This window comes from Marivita geojedonensis (assembly GCF_002115805.1).
GTDB lineage: Bacteria > Pseudomonadota > Alphaproteobacteria > Rhodobacterales > Rhodobacteraceae > Marivita > Marivita geojedonensis.
This window is the reverse complement of record NZ_JFKC01000001.1, coordinates 506362-521891: the sequence shown is the minus strand read 5'-3', so window position 1 is coordinate 521891 and position 15530 is coordinate 506362. Positions and strand designations below refer to the sequence as shown.

The following is a 15530-nucleotide window of genomic DNA, read 5'->3' as shown; positions in this document are numbered from 1 at the left end:
TCTTCCTTCAGGCGGCGAGTTTCTTGCGTTCTTCCAAAGCGGCGGCGGGTGGAGCCGCGCTGCTTACGTTCATGTCGGTCAGGGCGTCGCGGGCGGCTTCCACCACGCGGCGCATCACGTGTTCGTCCATCTGCCCGATCACCCCGATGCGGAAACTGTTCACAACGGTGAGTTTGCCGGGATAGATAATGAACCCGCGTGCTTTCATGGCGTCATAAAAGCCCTGAAAGGTAAAGCTCGGATCAGCGGGGCAGAAGAAGGTCACGATGATCGGGCTGAGCCACCGGTCTGCGAGCAGGGTCTCGAACCCAAGATCGCGCATCCCCTGAACCACCACATCGCGGTTGCGGGTATAGCGCGCACCACGGGCGGACACGCCGCCTTCGGCTTCGTGCAGGTCGAGCGCCTTGAGGAACGCCGCGACCACGTGGGTCGGGGGCGTAAAGCGCCACTGGCCGGTTTTCTCCATCGTCGCCCATTGCGCGTGGACATCCAGCGACAGAGAGTGGGAGTTGCCTTTGGAGGCTTCAATCTCGTCCTTGCGGGCGATGACAAAACCGAAGCCGGGAACACCTTCGATGCACTTGTTTGCAGAAGAGACAAAGGCGGCGCAGTTGAGCTTGACCGGATCGAGCGGTAGAGCGCCAAAGGCCGACATGCTGTCGATCAGGAGTTTGCGTCCTGCGGCTTTGGTCGCCTCGGCAATCTCTTCGACCGGGTTTTGAATGCCGCTTGAGGTTTCGCAATGGATCGCCAGCACATGAGTGATGGCGGGATCAGCGGCGAGGATCGCCGCAACTTCGTCGCCGCGCGGTGGCAGGTAATCGCCTTTGTCGAGCAGGTGGTAGTCGCGTTCGAGGTAACCAAGGGTCTGTGCTGCACGCAGGCCGTAAGCACCATTAGCGAGGACCAAGACTTTGCCATCGCGGGGAACAAAGCTGCCGAGCATCGCCTCCACACAATAGCTGCCGGACCCTTGGATCGGCACGCAGTCATAGTCGGATGCACCACCACCGATAAGGGCCAGCAGACGCGATCGGAGCGCGCGGGTCATGGCACGGAAATCATCGTCCCAACTGCCCCAATCCTTGAGCATCGCCTGTTTCACGGAATAGGCCGTGGTCAGCGGGCCGGGAGTCAGCAGATAGGGCTCCCCGAGTTCCGGGGCAGGCAGCGGAGTAGCAGACATAGCGTGGTTCCAAAGCTGGTGTGGCTTCGGATATGCGCCTTACCCATTCATATGTAAAATCTTTGTTTTCTATTGTTTGATAGTCTAAGGCTATGCCACTTCACTAGACATACGGGAGATGCCATGCGGTACAGTCAGTTGCGCGCTTTTCATCACGTCGCCTTGCACGGGGGCTTTTCCCGGGCGGCGCGGGCGTTGAACATCTCGCAACCGTCGGTGTCGGACCAGGTCCGCCAACTCGAGCAGCGGCACGATGTTCTCTTGTTCACGCGCGAGGCGCGGCAGGTGAAGCTGACAGAAACCGGAGAAGCATTGTTCCGTCTTACCAGTGAAATGTTTGAGGTCGAAGAACGCATAGGTGTTCTTTTCGATCAGAACCGTGAGGCATTGTCCGGGCATCTTCGGATCATGGCGGATTCCGCCATGCATGTGACAGAAGCCGTTCGCCGGTTTCGAGAAGCCAGCCCAGACGTTTTTGTCACGATCCGTACAGGCAATACCGAAGACCTTTTGCGCAGGCTGAGGAATTACGAGGCTGAGATCGGCGTGGTGGGAAATTCGATTTCAGCTCCTGACCTCGACAGCGTCGATCTTGGCCGCACGCCAATTCTAGCACTTGTCAGTAAGGGCTATTTCCCGAGAAACATCGCCTCGCTCAAGTTTCAGGATCTCGCAAAATACCCGCTGATCTATCGAGAGCTGGGCTCACGCACCAGGGCGCAGGTTGAAGAAGAGGCGATCCGGCTAGGCCTGCAACTGGAACCGGCGATAGAGGTCGAGGGGCGCGAAGCCATGCGCGAGGTGGTAGCGTCAGGCGCTGGCATCGGATTTATCAGCGAGGCTGAGTTCGGACATGACGCGCGTCTCGTCGCGATTCCCTTTGCAGATGTCGATCTCGGGATGTCGGAATCCCTTGTCACACTTTCTGCGCGTCGGGATGTGCCACTGATCCGCGGATTTCTCAAGGCGGTTCAAAAGTCCCTTCATTCCGTCGACTTATAGGTCTAAGCTATAGAAGTATATCAATGACCTCTCTTTACATATGGTGACGGCTTGGCATGATCGATCTGATCCTGGGATAAGCCGTGCCACAGACCAAGCTGAATACGCTCTTCATCGTTATTGACCAACTGCGCGCCGATTGCGTGTTTGGGGATCTGTCCGCACATCTTGAACTTCCGAATATCAGGGCCTTGGCCAAGGACGCGGTCTCTTTCGAGAACCACTATTCTGTCACGTCCCCCTGTGGGCCATCGCGGGTGTCTCTGCTGACAGCGCAATATGCGTCAAACCATGGTGCAAAGCGCAATGGCACACCTCTGAAACGGGACACTCCGAACCTTGCTTCGGTTCTGCGTGACCAAGGCTACGATCCCCTTCTTTTCGGATATACAGACACCTCTCAGGATCCGCGGTTCCTGCCGCCAGACGATCCGCGTCTCTATTCCTATGAAGAGCTCATGCCGGGATTTTCCGAGGTCGTCCGAATGAGGATGGAGGGCGATTCTTCCGCCTGGGAAGACCATCTGCGCAGCCACGGCTATAATGTCCCTCCATACCCGGACATGTACAGACCATCCGGTGAAACACCGGACTCACCGGCCCTCTATGCGGCAGAGCACAGTGATACCGCCTTCCTCACGGACCGGACCATTGAAGACCTCACGCAGCGCGACAACGGTTGGTTTGCACTTCTGACTTACATCCGGCCTCACCCGCCATTCGTAGCGCCGGCACCCTACAACACCATGTATGACGCCTCAGCGATGCCGCCGGCTTTACAGTCTGACGAACCTGACTGGCACCCCTTCCACTCTACGGCCCGGCGAAAAAGCAGCGCAGCGTCAACGGTTGTCGGATTCCCGGACCTGAAGGACTCAGAAGAGACCACGGGATTGATGCGAAAGCTGTATTTCGCTTTGGCAACAGAGGTGGATCATCATATCGGGCGGGTCATTGGGTGGCTGAAGGAGACCGGGCAATACGAAAACACGTTGATCGTGTTGACGGCGGATCATGGGGAAATGCTCGGAGACTATGGTCTTTGGGGAAAGATGACGTTTCACGATGCCGCATTCCACGTCCCGCTGATTATTCGGCACCCGTTTGCCAAAGCGCGCGGAACCGTCATCACGGCGCCCACGGAGTCGATCGATGTCACGCCAACCATTCTTGAATGTCTTGAGGCAGAAACGCCTCACTCGATGGACGGGCGCAGTCTGAAAGCCTTCCTTGACGGGGTCAATCCGAAGGATTGGCGGCGGGTGTCGGTGTCGGAACTCGACTTCGGAAATCCAATCATTCCGACGGCCTGGCAGACCGATCATGGCCTGTCGATTGATGCCGCGAATCTGTCTGTCTTGCGTAGAGACCAGATGCGATTCGTCCAGTTCGCCGGAGGTCTGGAGCCCATTCTTATGGATGTATCGGGCGGCAAAGAGGACCAGAATCTGACAAAAAATCCGGCATTTGTGCAGACAATGCTTGATTTGATGCAGGATATGCTTTGCCATCGGATGGTTAACACCGATGGCACGTTTTCGCGGACATTGATTACCGATGACGGTGTGAAGGTGGCGTCATGACCCGACGCGCTGTCATGGATCTGTCACGGTTGCCAGAGATACAAAGCCCGGCTGTTTGGATTGGGCGCACACACTGAGTTTGAAGGAGACACCACGCCAGAATTCTGTCCAGCGCACGTCGGCAACTGCCAGACTGACCGTGTGAGCCTAAGGACACCCGATATTGCCGGACGTTCAAAGCGGACCGGGACAAAAAGGGGGAACAGCCCCCATCACCACTTGGAACCAACAGGAGAGACCATGAAACGGATCCTACTATCAGGCGTGGCCATGATTGCCCTGCCGGCAGCGGCCTACGCCAACTGCCCGGCAATCAGCCTTGCCGACATGCAGGGCGTTGCCCCCGGAGAATTCCCGCAGCAATACGAACTGAGCGCTTTTCAGGAAGCGGCCGGATGCACGATGGAGTTCAAGGCGAACCCCGAAATCGAGGCTCTGAACGCACAGATCAAGGGTAACCCCGACCTGCCGCCGCTTTCGGAGCGTCTGCCGTCCGAACCGTTGGTTGTCGTGCCCTATGACAGCGTCGGTCAGTACGGCGGTGAGCTTAACGTTCTGTCCAACGCGACCGAAGCGGGCACGTCTGACTTCCTGTCGGTGCGCCACGTCAGCCTCGTGCGTTATTCCGATGACCTTCAGACCATCGTTCCGAACGTCGCGAAGTCCTGGGAGTGGAACGACGATTTCACCCAGCTGACAATCAAACTGCGTGAAGGACACAAGTGGTCCGACGGCGCGCCGTTCACAAGTGCGGACATCGTGTTCTACCACGACAACCTGATGCTCGACACGAACATCTTCGAAACGCCCAAGGACTACATCACTGTCGCGGGCGAGCCGATGACAGTGGAGGCACCGGACGACACGACGGTGATCTTCAACCTTCCGGCACCGAAACCGGGCCTGATCGCACACTTTGCGACACACTATTCGCAACCGTTCCAGCCCAAGCATTTCCTTGGTCAGTTCCATCCGGATGTGAACCCGGATGCCGACGCCTATGCGCAGAGCCTGGGGTTCGAGAACGGCTATGACGCGATCCTGGCTTATTACGGGAACTCCGACTGGACCGACACGCCGACACCGATGCTGTCGCGTGCGGATATTGTGGATGGTCTGCCGAAGGCGACCTATCCGACGCTCGAGTCGCACATCTACATCAGCGACACGACCGAAGGCCGCAAGCTGGTCGCGAACCCGTACTTCTTCCAGGTCGATCCGACGGGCCAGCAGCTGCCCTACATCTCGACACAGGACGAACTCTATATCAACGACAACGAAGTCCGGATTCTGAAGCTCGTGAACGGCGAAGTGGACTACAAGTCCCAGTCGCTGCAACTCGCATCAGCACCAATCCTTCTCGAGAACCAGGAGAAGGGCGACTACACCATCCATCTCCGTCCCGAGATCACGATGGGTGTCTTCGGCTTCAACGTCACGCATGAAGACGCCGCCAAGCGCGAGGTCTTCAGCAACCTCGCCTTCCGCGAAGCGATGTCGGTCGCGATCAACCGTACAGAGCTGAACGAAATCGGCTTCTTCGGTCAGGGTACGCCGCAGCAGTATGTCGGCTTCTCGCCGCTGCCGGAGTTCGTGGATCAAAGCTGGCTGCAATACAAAGCCGAGTACGATCCTGATGCGGCCAAAGCTGCGCTTGATTCGATCGGAATGGTCGATACCGATGGTGACGGTTTCCGCGAACTGCCGAATGGCGACAAGCTGGTACTCAACCTGAACTTCTCGACACAGGGCATCGCCGGTCAGACCGTTGAACTCGTCGCACAGAACTGGGCCGATGTGGGCATTCAGTCCGTGGTCAAGGAAGTGACGCCCGATGAATACCGCTCGGCGCAGTCCTCGAACCAGCTCGACGTTGTCATGTGGCGGAAGTCGCAGCCTTTGGCGATCGTTCTGGGCAACAACGAACTCTGGGTTCCGCCCTATGAGAACTACTTCGGTGTCCGTAACGGGATGCTCTGGGCCGAGTGGATCGATTCCGGCGGTACAGCGGGTGTCGAGCCTCCGCAGTGGGCGAAGGACATGATCGACGATATCAATGCGCTTCAGTCCGCAGCTCAGGGAACAGCCGAGTTCGAACAGCTGGCGAATGATCTCGTGTCCGCGATGGTCGAGAACATGATGTTCATCGGAACGGTGAACGCGCCTGCGCCGATCTATCAGCAGAACAAGCTGAAGAACTTCGCAGACTTCAAGACACACTCCTACGAGTACTACCGGACCTACCCGTACCGTGCCACACAGTGGTGGCTGGACGAGTAATCCGACCCGAAACAGGACACGGGCGGGCCTCCGCCCGTGTCCCATGCCAAGAACGACAGCAGTCTGACGGACAAACCGGAACAACCGGGGGCGCAGACGCAATGCAGGGGCACCTATCATGTTGAACTTCGCGCGTTTCGTGCTGACCCGCGCTGTGCTGGCGATGATCACGCTGGTGATCGTGTCCCTTGTGGTCTTTTCCCTCATGGAGCTGGTGCCTGGTGATTGCGCTGAACGTTACCTCGCGTTCAAGAACACGCAGGGGTCGGGTATCTCGGTTGAGGATATCGAAAACGAGCGAATACGCCTCGGACTGGACCGGCCGTTTCTTGAGCGTTGGGGCAAATGGATCGTCAACGCCTTTCAGGGTGAGTTCGGCGACAGCTGTATCCTTCGCGTGAACATCGCCCAGCTTCTTGGTGACAAGTTCTGGATTTCGTTGGGCCTGTGCCTGGCCTCGCTCGTTTTGGCATATGCCATCGCGCTGCCAGTGGGCATCATTGCTGCGGCTTCGAACAACGCGGTTCTGAACAACTCGCTGCGCCTGTTCAGCTACCTTGGCCTAGCCATGCCGAACTTCCTTCTGGCGCTTATGATCATGCTGTTCTCTACGATGTATTTCGGAGACACGCTGACCGGACTGTTTTCTGCCGAATACCGCGATGCGCCATGGAGCTTTGACCGGATTCTCGACTTGCTGAGCAATGCATGGTTGCCGATCTTCATCCTTGGTTGGTCAGCAACGGCCTTTGCGCTTCAGACGGTCAGGGCGTTGATGTCGGACGAGATCGGCAAGCTCTACGTCACTGCGGCTGAGGCGCGGGGGGTCCATGGGCGCAAACTGCTTTGGAACTATCCGGCACGTCATGCGCTGGGCCCCATCGTCAACAGCCTGGGTTTCGACCTGAACCGTATCTTCAACGAACTTCCCATCGTGGCCCTTATTCTGACGCTGACCGAGGCAGGTGCGCTCTTGATCGAAGCGCTGGCACGGTCGAACGACCAGCAGCTTGCCGGTGCAATCATCTTCCTTCTGACTGCGTCGATTGTGACGCTGAATTTCCTGACTGACGTATTGCTGGCCGTGCTCGACCCGCGCGTCCGCAAGAGCATTGTGAGGTGACGCCATGACGACGACACCCGATCCCCTCAAGCCGAACCTCGCCGAGACAACCGGTCCTCACGTTCAGATCGTCGAGACCGAAGACGCGGTACAGCGCAGATCCAAAGAGGCGTATTTTACCGCCTCGCAAGGACAGCTGATCTGGGCACGCTTCAAGAAACAGCGTTCGGCCATGATTGCGGCATGTGTTCTGTTGTTCCTGATGCTGTCGGGAATCTTCGCGCCGTTTCTGTCGCCCTATAATCCGACCATTGCCGGGAAGAACGACGCATACCTGAATGGTGCCCCGCAGGTACCGATGTTCTGCGACACAAATGGGTGTTCGCTTCGTCCCTTTGTGCATGCAGTTGAGCGCGAGCGCTCGCTGGCCACCAATTTCAGGTGGGTGACCAAGGTCAATGAGGATCAACGCAACTATGTCTACTTCTTTGTCGACGGCTGGGAGTACAAGCTTTTCGGCTTCATCCCGATGGACACACACCTCTTCGGGACCGAAGAGGGTTTTGTGCATGTGTTTGGTACGGACGCGAGCGGAAAGGACATCTTCTCGCGGACCTTCCACGCGATTTGGACGTCCCTTCAGGTGGGTACAATTGGGGTCTTGATTGCCTTTGTTCTGGCGCTCGTCATTGGAGGCGTGTCCGGTTACTACGGCGGCTGGATCGACAGCGTCCTGCAGATGATCACCGATGCCGTCCGAACGGTGCCCGCAATTCCGCTGTTTATGGCGGTGGCGGCCTTCATGCCGCCGGAGATGTCTGCGGAAGAGAGGTTCTTCTACATCTCGCTTATCCTTGGCCTGATCGGTTGGCCAACCTTGGCCCGTCGGGTGCGGACGCATCTTCTGACCGAGCGGAACCAGGAATACGTATTGGCGGCACAGCTTTGCGGTGCATCTTCCGGCCACGTGATCCGGCGGCACCTGCTGCCCAGCTTCACCAGTTACATCATCGTCGATCTGGTGATCTCGTTCCCTTACATGGTGCTGTCGGAAACTGCGCTGTCCTTCATCGGTCTTGGTCTAAAGGACCCGGTCAACAGCCTTGGCGTCATGCTTCAGAACGTGACCAGCGCCGACGTGCTTCTCAACTACCAATGGTACTTCATCCCGGTGATCTTCTTCATCGCACTGGTGATGGCGTTCGTGTTCGTCGGTGACGGCCTGCGCGACGCGGCAGACCCCTATTCGGATAATAACAAATGACGGCCCTGATCGACGTAAAGAACCTGACGCTCAAGTTCCGCACCGACGAGGGGCTGATCACTGCTGTCGACAATGTCAGTTTCTCGCTGAACAAAGGCGAGGTGATGGGGCTGGTGGGGGAGTCCGGCTCTGGGAAATCCGTGACCGCCAAGGCGCTGATGCACCTGAACGCCAAGAACGCCGTTTATTCCCCGGAAAGCCGGATCACCCTTCACAATGACAAAGGGCCGGTGGACGTCTTGTCCCTGCGCACGCCGCGTGAGCTGAACATCGTGCGCGGCGGGGCGGTTTCGATGATCTTTCAGGAGCCGATGGCCAGCTTTGCGCCAGCGATCACGATCGGCAAACAGATGGTCGAGCAGCTTCAGTTGCACGGGAATTACACCAAGGAGCAGGCGAAGAAGATCTCGGTTGAGATGCTGGATCGAGTGGGTATTTCGGATGCAGCGCGCCGGTTCGACCAATATGCATTCGAACTGTCAGGTGGCATGCGCCAGCGCGCGATGATTGCTATGGCTCTTTCGACAAAGCCAAAGCTGCTGATTGCCGATGAACCGACAACTGCCCTTGACGTGACAATTCAGGCGCAGGTGATCGACCTTATGAAAGACCTCGTGTCTGAATTCCATATGGGGATCGTCTTCATCACCCACGATCTTGGCGTGGTGGCGCAGACTGCCGACAAGGTAAACGTGATGTATCTTGGCCGCATGATCGAAGAAGGCCCGGTGCGAGAGGTAATTCGCAATCCAAAGCATCCCTACACACAGGGGCTATTGGCAGCCCTGCCGAAACTCGAAGATCTCGATGCGCCGCTGACGCCGGTCCCGGGTGATATCCCGTCTCCGCTGGAACGCCCGTCGGGCTGTGTGTTCCATACGCGGTGTTCGCAGATCGTAGGAGATGTTTGCCGACATACTGAGCCGTCGGAAAAGAGCATCGATACAACCCACAAGGTGTCCTGCCATATCTATGACGAGGTGTCCGCATGAGCGACGTTCTGATCCGTGCCAAGGGATTGTCTGTCGGCTTCCCCATCGGGGGTGGGATGTTCAACAAGCAGATCCTGAAGGCTGTCGACAATGTCTCTCTGGATATCGAGAAGGGGTCGTTTTTCGGACTCGTCGGAGAAAGCGGGTCGGGCAAGACAACGCTGGGGCGGGCCCTACTGAAAGCGGCGCCGATTACCGGCGGCGGAGCGCATTACAGCGATGGTGAGGTGGATTACGACCTCGAAAACATTTCGAAGGAACAACTCAAGGATTACCGCAAGCGCGCTCAGTTGATCTTTCAGGATCCTTACGCAGCGCTGAGCCCGCGAATGACTGTCCGTGACATCATCGCAGAACCTTTGGAAGTCATGGGGCTGACCAAGACGCGAGCGGAAACCGACGCACGCGTGCGCGAGATTGCTGCGAAATGCCGGTTGAACCTCGAACACCTGCGCCGCTTTCCACACGCCTTTTCCGGCGGACAGCGTCAGCGGATCTCGATTGCCCGGGCGCTCGTTTCCGCGCCTAAATTCATCGTTGCCGACGAAAGCGTGGCGGCACTTGATGTGTCCATTCAGGCGGATGTTTTGAATCTGCTCAAGCAGATCCAGTCGGACATGGGGCTCACATTCATGTTCATCAGCCATGACCTGTCAGTGGTGGCGCACACCTGTGATCATGTCGCGGTGATGTATCTTGGGCGCCTGGTCGAGACCGCCCCGACCCGCAAGCTTTTTGCTGCGCCGCGCCACCCTTATACCAAGGCGCTGTTTTCGGCGATTCCGTCACTCGATCCGGATGATCGGGGAACCGCCCAGAAACTGACCGGCGAAATCCCGTCACCGACCAACCAGCCCTCTGGATGCAAATTCCATACGCGCTGTCCATTTGCCATCGACCATTGCAAACAGGTCGAGCCCAAACTGGAAACCGATGGCAGCGGGCACGATGTGTCCTGCCACCGCTGGAAAGAATTGATGGCACCCGAAGCAGCGTAATTACCCGTCCAGCGCGCGCCGCATGGCAACATGGGTTTGGGAACGGCTAAGGTCGTCTGCAAGGACAGGGCTGAGCGACAGCGCGCCGGTACGTGTCAGGAGGGTGGATGTCAGGTAATCGCTCGACAGTCCCCCTCGGGCATCGCACCGTGTATCGGTGCAGAATACCGTCCATGTGTTGACGTAGGACAGCTTGCCCATTGCCGATAGGCGCCGGAATATATCGTCTGTCGGTGCGTGGAGTTGCTTGAGGTAATCCGTGGCTACGGTTTTCGAAAGCAGCGGCATCCCGAGATACATCCAAGTGACAGGAACGCTCGCGCGTGCTGCAAGCTCTGCATCAAACTTCGGCTGTGCCGGGACCTGTCTGAGCACTGTCACCCGAAGTCCATGATCGACGATGCTTTGAACGGTATGTGCGGCAGCTTCTGCGACGTAGTCGGACTGCCGTCGCAGATCAATGGGCGACCCGTCAAGCGGACCCAACCGAACAGGTGTGCGCGGCAGCAATTCTGCCTTGCGTGTTCCCGTGTAGTAGAGCCAGTCGCCGACAAGTGTCACCTGCCGCACGCTTGGTAAGTGTGGAAGTGCCTGAAGCACCTGAGCGGAATGCTGATCGCAGTTGCGCCCCGCAGTCGGGCTGCCCTCGGAGTTCCGGGTTTGCAACCCGTGCAGAGGGATACAATTCGCCTGGCTGATCAAGAGCGCTGACACACCAGCCCGACGCGCTGCCTCGGCGTATCCCGGGCGCAACGCGTCGAGCTGATGGTCCCCCCAAATCAGGACGGTTGGTGCGCCCGGCGGGCCGACTCGACAAACCTCCAGCCCTGCCAAGGGGCCTTCGGTCGCGACAGGACAGGTGAACGAAGGGTGCGGGGCTTCAATTGCGTGGATATACGCCATGGCACCTGTCGAGAACCTGAGCTGTGCACCTTGTGTTGCGAGACCAATCAGACCGTTGATGAAAAGTACAACCGCCACGCCGGCGCTGATGATCATGTGATTGTGGCCGGCTTTCTGTTCCACGGTCTGCCATACGGCCCAGGAAAAGATTGCGAAGAGCAGGCAGGGAATGATCAGATACAAATAGTCTGAACTGTCAGGCTGATAGATGTTCAGTGATGAACTGATCTGCGTCAATGGAACGGCCCAAAGGAAAGTGTGCAAAGTCATCCCGAACCACCGACGTCGTTGGTCCGTCAGTTCGGGTTTGAAGTCCTGCGATCGGCTCCCGAGGTAAAGAAGCGCAAGCCCAAGCGCCAGAAGAGCCCGAGCGATCAGAGTATCACCACTGATTGTGATCAACAGGATGCCCGTGAGCAGGTTGATCACACCCAGCAAGAACGCGTGCCTCAGGATGGGAAAGCGGTTTGACGCAATAAACGGCAACGCACCGAGCATGAAAGGCCAAAGCCCTCCGAGGGGCAATAGCTGGACAAAAGACGATTTCGAAATCGACAGGAGCAGCGATACAACGGTGATCGCAGCCAAAGCCGCCAAGAGCCGTGTGGGGTTCTTGTGCAGTTTCCAATAAAGCAGGGTCAGGATTGCAGCGCACTGGGCAATCAGCGCCGGGATCCAGAGGTGATTGAACAGGCCGTCAAAGCGCATCCCGTTGTCGACAGGGAAAAACACCATTCCGATATTCGTCGTGAAGGTTGCGGCAAGCAAAAGAGAATGACCGAGGTTCCGGTATTCGCTGGGCAGGAACAGCATCCATCCAATAAAGAAAAGCAGCGCCGAACAGCACAGAACACCGATAAAATACGCCTGCAAAACGCAGATCACCTGTTGCCGGAATACTGCAAATCCCCGGATCAGCTGATTTGCGCACCATGCACCGCCAAAGACGAGCACAATATCAGCTGCAAACGCATTCGCGGCGATATTCTTCGTTCCCAAGGCTGCCATGACAAATGCGAGGCAAGAGATCGCCAGAAGAAACTGACGCATCTCCGACCTCGCATTCTCCGTATCCGGAACATGCAGCATTTTCTTAGAGAGTTTCGGCGTATGGGCGGTCACAATAACGATTTCTGAACTACATCGGCCCCACACCTGTCGCGAAATTAGCCGGCCACCTGTCGAGGAGGCAACGCCAAATGTGGAAACAATATGTCCTGTCGGATTAAGCGGTTTTGGCGGAAGTTTGCCGCAACTGCGTCTTAAAAATGTCAGGTTTTTCGGATCGGGTCTGCTGTGCGCACCAATCGTAAACCTGTTTGACCTGTTCGGCTTTACATGACCACAGGAAGTGCGATTGCACTTTTTCTTTGGCGGCATTTGCAAGTGGGGCGAGTTGGTCAGGATCGTCGGCCAATGTATTCAGGATTGTCCTGAAACCCGAAATGATCTCTTCACGGCTACCACAGGGAACCTTGAAGCCCGTTGCGTCGGATACAAGTTCGCCCGGTCCGGCGTAATCCACAATGACCGGAACCACGCCCAAAGCCATCGCTTCAAGAACCACACCGCCGCCGAACTCCCGGATGGATGGGAAGCTGAGGATATGTGAACGGCCGAGGATGGCCTGAACTTCACCATGCGGAACCCACTTGTGAAAAGTCAGACCGGCTTCGCAGTTCAAGGCTTTTGCTTGTGCCGTCAGCTGCGGCATCATCGGCCCGTCTCCGATGATGTCGAGTGTCATTCGGCCTTCGCGCAACAGGTCCGCCGCAGCCGCAATCAGCATATCCGCGCCCTTTTATTGCACCAGACGGCCCACGAAACAGGCGCGTAATACGTCGCCCGGCGGATTGGCTGTATGATTGAACCTTGAGGGATCAATCCCGTTTTCAGGGATGTAGACAGTCTTGTGTTGATGCTCGGACGGGATTTCGCTTTGCGTATGTCGCGAGCCAACGATGATGGCGCTTGCATTTTTCAGCGTGCTCGACCGCCCCGGAAGGTGTTTGTAGGCACTTCGCAGATAGCTGAGCCACTCTTTTTCTGCACGGCGTTCCGCATCGAACTGCTTGGGCCAGGGCACCCCACCGTTCAATGGGCCCAGAACAAAAGGCACGCCTGCCTTGGCCACTTTGGCCGCGATTGGCGAGGCGATAGTTGGACTCAGCGGAGTGATGCGGTGGACAACGTCAAATGCCCCATCCGCGATTTCCTTTCCAAACTTTCGCCAGACCAGATGCTCGAACCATGGATAGATCAGCGCATTCATGGCCTGAAGCGTTGTCCATCCCTTGCCGTCTCCCATTCGCAGCTTTTCGGCGAGCGCCCAGAGCGGGCGCGCTACGGCCTCGGAATCGATCGCTGTGAAATCGCGTCCCTCGACCAGCCCCGCCCGAAGGATCGCATCGCGGTTTCTGACCTGCGTGACCAGATGAACATCAGCCACCTCGCGCAGCGCCTGAGCAAGTGACCATCCGACCAGTGGGACACTGACCCATTCAGGGTTTGCAGCCTCTGCAATGGCGAGGATACGGGGGCGTTTCGAATTGGAACCAGTCATGGGTTTACTCGTTACTAGGGGTTACAAAACTGGGCGCCATTGCAGGCGTTGTTTGGATATGTAGCCGTCCCGACCCTGGCGGAGCGTCTCGGCATAGCCTGTTAACGCGCCTGCCATCAGCCAGGTCAGTGGCGTAAGCGTTGCGTTTGGCAGCATGTCAAAGACATTCACGGCAAGCATCAATGAGAGCGGAACGATCAACGGTGAATAGTCACTTGGGTTGCGGTAACGCGTCTCGCGCCACAGGAAGAAAACAGGAAACACCAGCAACCCGAATTCGGCAAGAAAGCCGAGCCACCCAAGCTGCCCGATCAGGATAACCCAGCGGCCATCGGTAACCGTCTCGACCTCACCTGTCGCAGTATTGAGGATCTGGTTGCGATCATAACTGCCCCAGCCGAACAGCGGTCGTTCCCTCGCCCGTTCGAGCAGCAGGTTTTCGTTCCCGAACCGAAACCCTAGCGATGCAGCGCGCTCCGGATCGATCTGCTCGACCGCAGCAAGAAGGCGGTCCTGCGGCACCACGTTGAGGCCTTTAAGTGCAGGATAGGCAATCGCAAACCCGGCGATCAGAATGGCAAGGCGCATCTGCCATCTGGCCCCAAGAAAAACCACTGTCGGGATCAGCACTACAGCAAACAGCCACGCAACAAGCGATTTTGCCAGAACCAGGATACCGGTGAGGTAAAGTGCGATCAGCAAAAGTTTCCAGTTTGCCTCGCCCTGTTTGTATTTCCATAGCGAAAATGCAGACAGAATTGCCATGAGAAGGAAGAAAGCGACCCAAATCCCGTGATACAGGAACACCATCGGACGGTAACCGCCAAACCGGATGGTTTGTACGAAGTCGTGTTGGAAGTATCCGTAGATCCAATTGTTCATCTGCGGAGAGAACCGGATCTCGATCAGCATGGGCAACGAATAGATCAGTCCGCCGATCATGAATGCAAAAAGCAGGTCGCGCTGGTCTTCCGCGCGGAAGAGGAAACGCCGCGCGAGAAGGAACGGGATGATCAGCAATACCTGCTGGATCACCAAGCCGATGGCATCCCTGATCGACATGGATTGAATGAAAAACTCGCCCCAATAGACAGGGTCTGAATTCAACATGGTCGTTGCCAATGGCGAAAACACAAAGAGCAGAACCATACCGACAGTGACCGGCGACCGGGGCATGAGGTTGATGTTCTGCGGGTGCAGCCATGCCCACATGACCAAAGCGCTCAACGCGGGAATTGTGTGCTTGGTCAGAGGGGGTATCAGTGGAAAATCGAACCCCGCAGGAGGTTCCGGAAGAAATAGATACCCTGTCAGCAATGTCGCGATCACCGCGCGACCCGGCGGCAGTTTCAGAAAAAGAAACACCGTCACCAAGGGCCAAACGGCCAATGCCAAGGTTGCCAATGCATTCGGCATTCGCGGTCCTGCCTTTGTGCTGCGGTCCTGTTTCTGGTCGCTTGGTGCCGCAGGTCCGGTGGATCAAGCGGCGCGTTGGTTCATCTGCCGTAAAGCATACTGCATTTGAAATCCGGCACAAATGGCACCGGATTGCAGCAAATGCGTGATGGTTTGTGCAAAATTCTGGGGTGGACCGTTAAGGGCACTGGGATCGAATTGGCTATAAGTCGGATGTAGATTTGGCCCTATTGGGCGCGCGGTCCGGAGGGTACTATCGCTTTCAACCGCGCCGACC

Annotated in this window: 10 protein-coding genes and 1 pseudogene; 7 read left to right on the top strand and 4 right to left on the bottom strand. The window is 57.1% G+C overall.

Features of this window, described 5'->3' with window-relative positions; genetic code table 11:
• Positions 1-7: 7 nt before the first annotated feature.
• On the bottom strand, positions 8-1189 hold the full coding sequence (locus tag MGEO_RS02560; protein WP_085635109.1) for a 2-aminoethylphosphonate--pyruvate transaminase: 1182 nt from the start codon (positions 1187-1189) through the stop codon (positions 8-10).
• Between the two features lie 123 nt (positions 1190-1312).
• Between MGEO_RS02560 and MGEO_RS02555 the strand changes: the two genes are divergently transcribed.
• The 7 genes from MGEO_RS02555 (at position 1313) to MGEO_RS02525 (ending at position 10371) form a co-directional block, all read left to right on the top strand.
• The gene (locus MGEO_RS02555) at positions 1313-2191 is read left to right on the top strand and encodes a LysR substrate-binding domain-containing protein (protein ID WP_085635108.1); all 879 of its coding nucleotides are present in this window, start codon (positions 1313-1315) and stop codon (positions 2189-2191) included.
• A gap of 83 nt (positions 2192-2274) precedes the next feature.
• Positions 2275-3774, top strand: a complete 1500-nt coding sequence (locus MGEO_RS02550; protein WP_085635107.1) for a sulfatase-like hydrolase/transferase — start codon at positions 2275-2277, stop codon at positions 3772-3774.
• A 240-nt stretch (positions 3775-4014) separates the two neighbouring features.
• The gene (locus MGEO_RS02545) at positions 4015-6054 is read left to right on the top strand and encodes an ABC transporter substrate-binding protein (RefSeq protein WP_085635106.1); all 2040 of its coding nucleotides are present in this window, start codon (positions 4015-4017) and stop codon (positions 6052-6054) included.
• 118 nt (positions 6055-6172) lie between these two features.
• Entirely contained in the window at positions 6173-7177 is a 1005-nt protein-coding gene (locus MGEO_RS02540; protein ID WP_085635105.1) for an ABC transporter permease, read from the top strand.
• Between the two features lie 4 nt (positions 7178-7181).
• Entirely contained in the window at positions 7182-8381 is a 1200-nt protein-coding gene (locus tag MGEO_RS02535) for an ABC transporter permease (RefSeq protein WP_085635104.1), read from the top strand.
• A complete protein-coding gene (locus tag MGEO_RS02530) occupies positions 8378-9373 on the top strand; it encodes an ABC transporter ATP-binding protein (protein WP_198948069.1) in 996 nt (331 codons plus the stop codon). The genes MGEO_RS02535 and MGEO_RS02530 overlap by 4 nt, the downstream gene beginning before the upstream one ends.
• On the top strand, positions 9370-10371 hold the full coding sequence (locus MGEO_RS02525) for an ABC transporter ATP-binding protein (protein ID WP_085635103.1): 1002 nt from the start codon (positions 9370-9372) through the stop codon (positions 10369-10371). The genes MGEO_RS02530 and MGEO_RS02525 overlap by 4 nt, the downstream gene beginning before the upstream one ends.
• Here the strand turns inward: MGEO_RS02525 and MGEO_RS02520 are convergent, their stop codons facing one another.
• The 3 genes and pseudogenes from MGEO_RS02520 to MGEO_RS02510 form a co-directional block, all read right to left on the bottom strand.
• Positions 10372-12324, bottom strand: a complete 1953-nt coding sequence (locus tag MGEO_RS02520) for an SGNH hydrolase domain-containing protein (protein WP_143746211.1) — start codon at positions 12322-12324, stop codon at positions 10372-10374.
• A 175-nt stretch (positions 12325-12499) separates the two neighbouring features.
• Positions 12500-13837 (bottom strand): annotated as a pseudogene (locus MGEO_RS02515) (glycosyltransferase family 4 protein).
• A gap of 21 nt (positions 13838-13858) precedes the next feature.
• Complete coding sequence (locus MGEO_RS02510; RefSeq protein ID WP_085635101.1) at positions 13859-15253, bottom strand: hypothetical protein; 1395 nt, start codon at positions 15251-15253, stop codon at positions 13859-13861.
• Positions 15254-15530: the final 277 nt, after the last annotated feature.

Coding starts and splice junctions, on each gene's coding strand:
- MGEO_RS02510 (WP_085635101.1), bottom strand. CDS start 15,253: ATGCCGAATGCATTGGCAACCTTGGCATTGGCCGTTTGGCCCTTGGTG.
- MGEO_RS02545 (WP_085635106.1), top strand. CDS start 4,015: ATGAAACGGATCCTACTATCAGGCGTGGCCATGATTGCCCTGCCGGCA.
- MGEO_RS02520 (WP_143746211.1), bottom strand. CDS start 12,324: ATGCGTCAGTTTCTTCTGGCGATCTCTTGCCTCGCATTTGTCATGGCA.
- MGEO_RS02525 (WP_085635103.1), top strand. CDS start 9,370: ATGAGCGACGTTCTGATCCGTGCCAAGGGATTGTCTGTCGGCTTCCCC.
- MGEO_RS02530 (WP_198948069.1), top strand. CDS start 8,378: ATGACGGCCCTGATCGACGTAAAGAACCTGACGCTCAAGTTCCGCACC.
- MGEO_RS02560 (WP_085635109.1), bottom strand. CDS start 1,189: ATGTCTGCTACTCCGCTGCCTGCCCCGGAACTCGGGGAGCCCTATCTG.
- MGEO_RS02555 (WP_085635108.1), top strand. CDS start 1,313: ATGCGGTACAGTCAGTTGCGCGCTTTTCATCACGTCGCCTTGCACGGG.
- MGEO_RS02535 (WP_085635104.1), top strand. CDS start 7,182: ATGACGACGACACCCGATCCCCTCAAGCCGAACCTCGCCGAGACAACC.
- MGEO_RS02540 (WP_085635105.1), top strand. CDS start 6,173: ATGTTGAACTTCGCGCGTTTCGTGCTGACCCGCGCTGTGCTGGCGATG.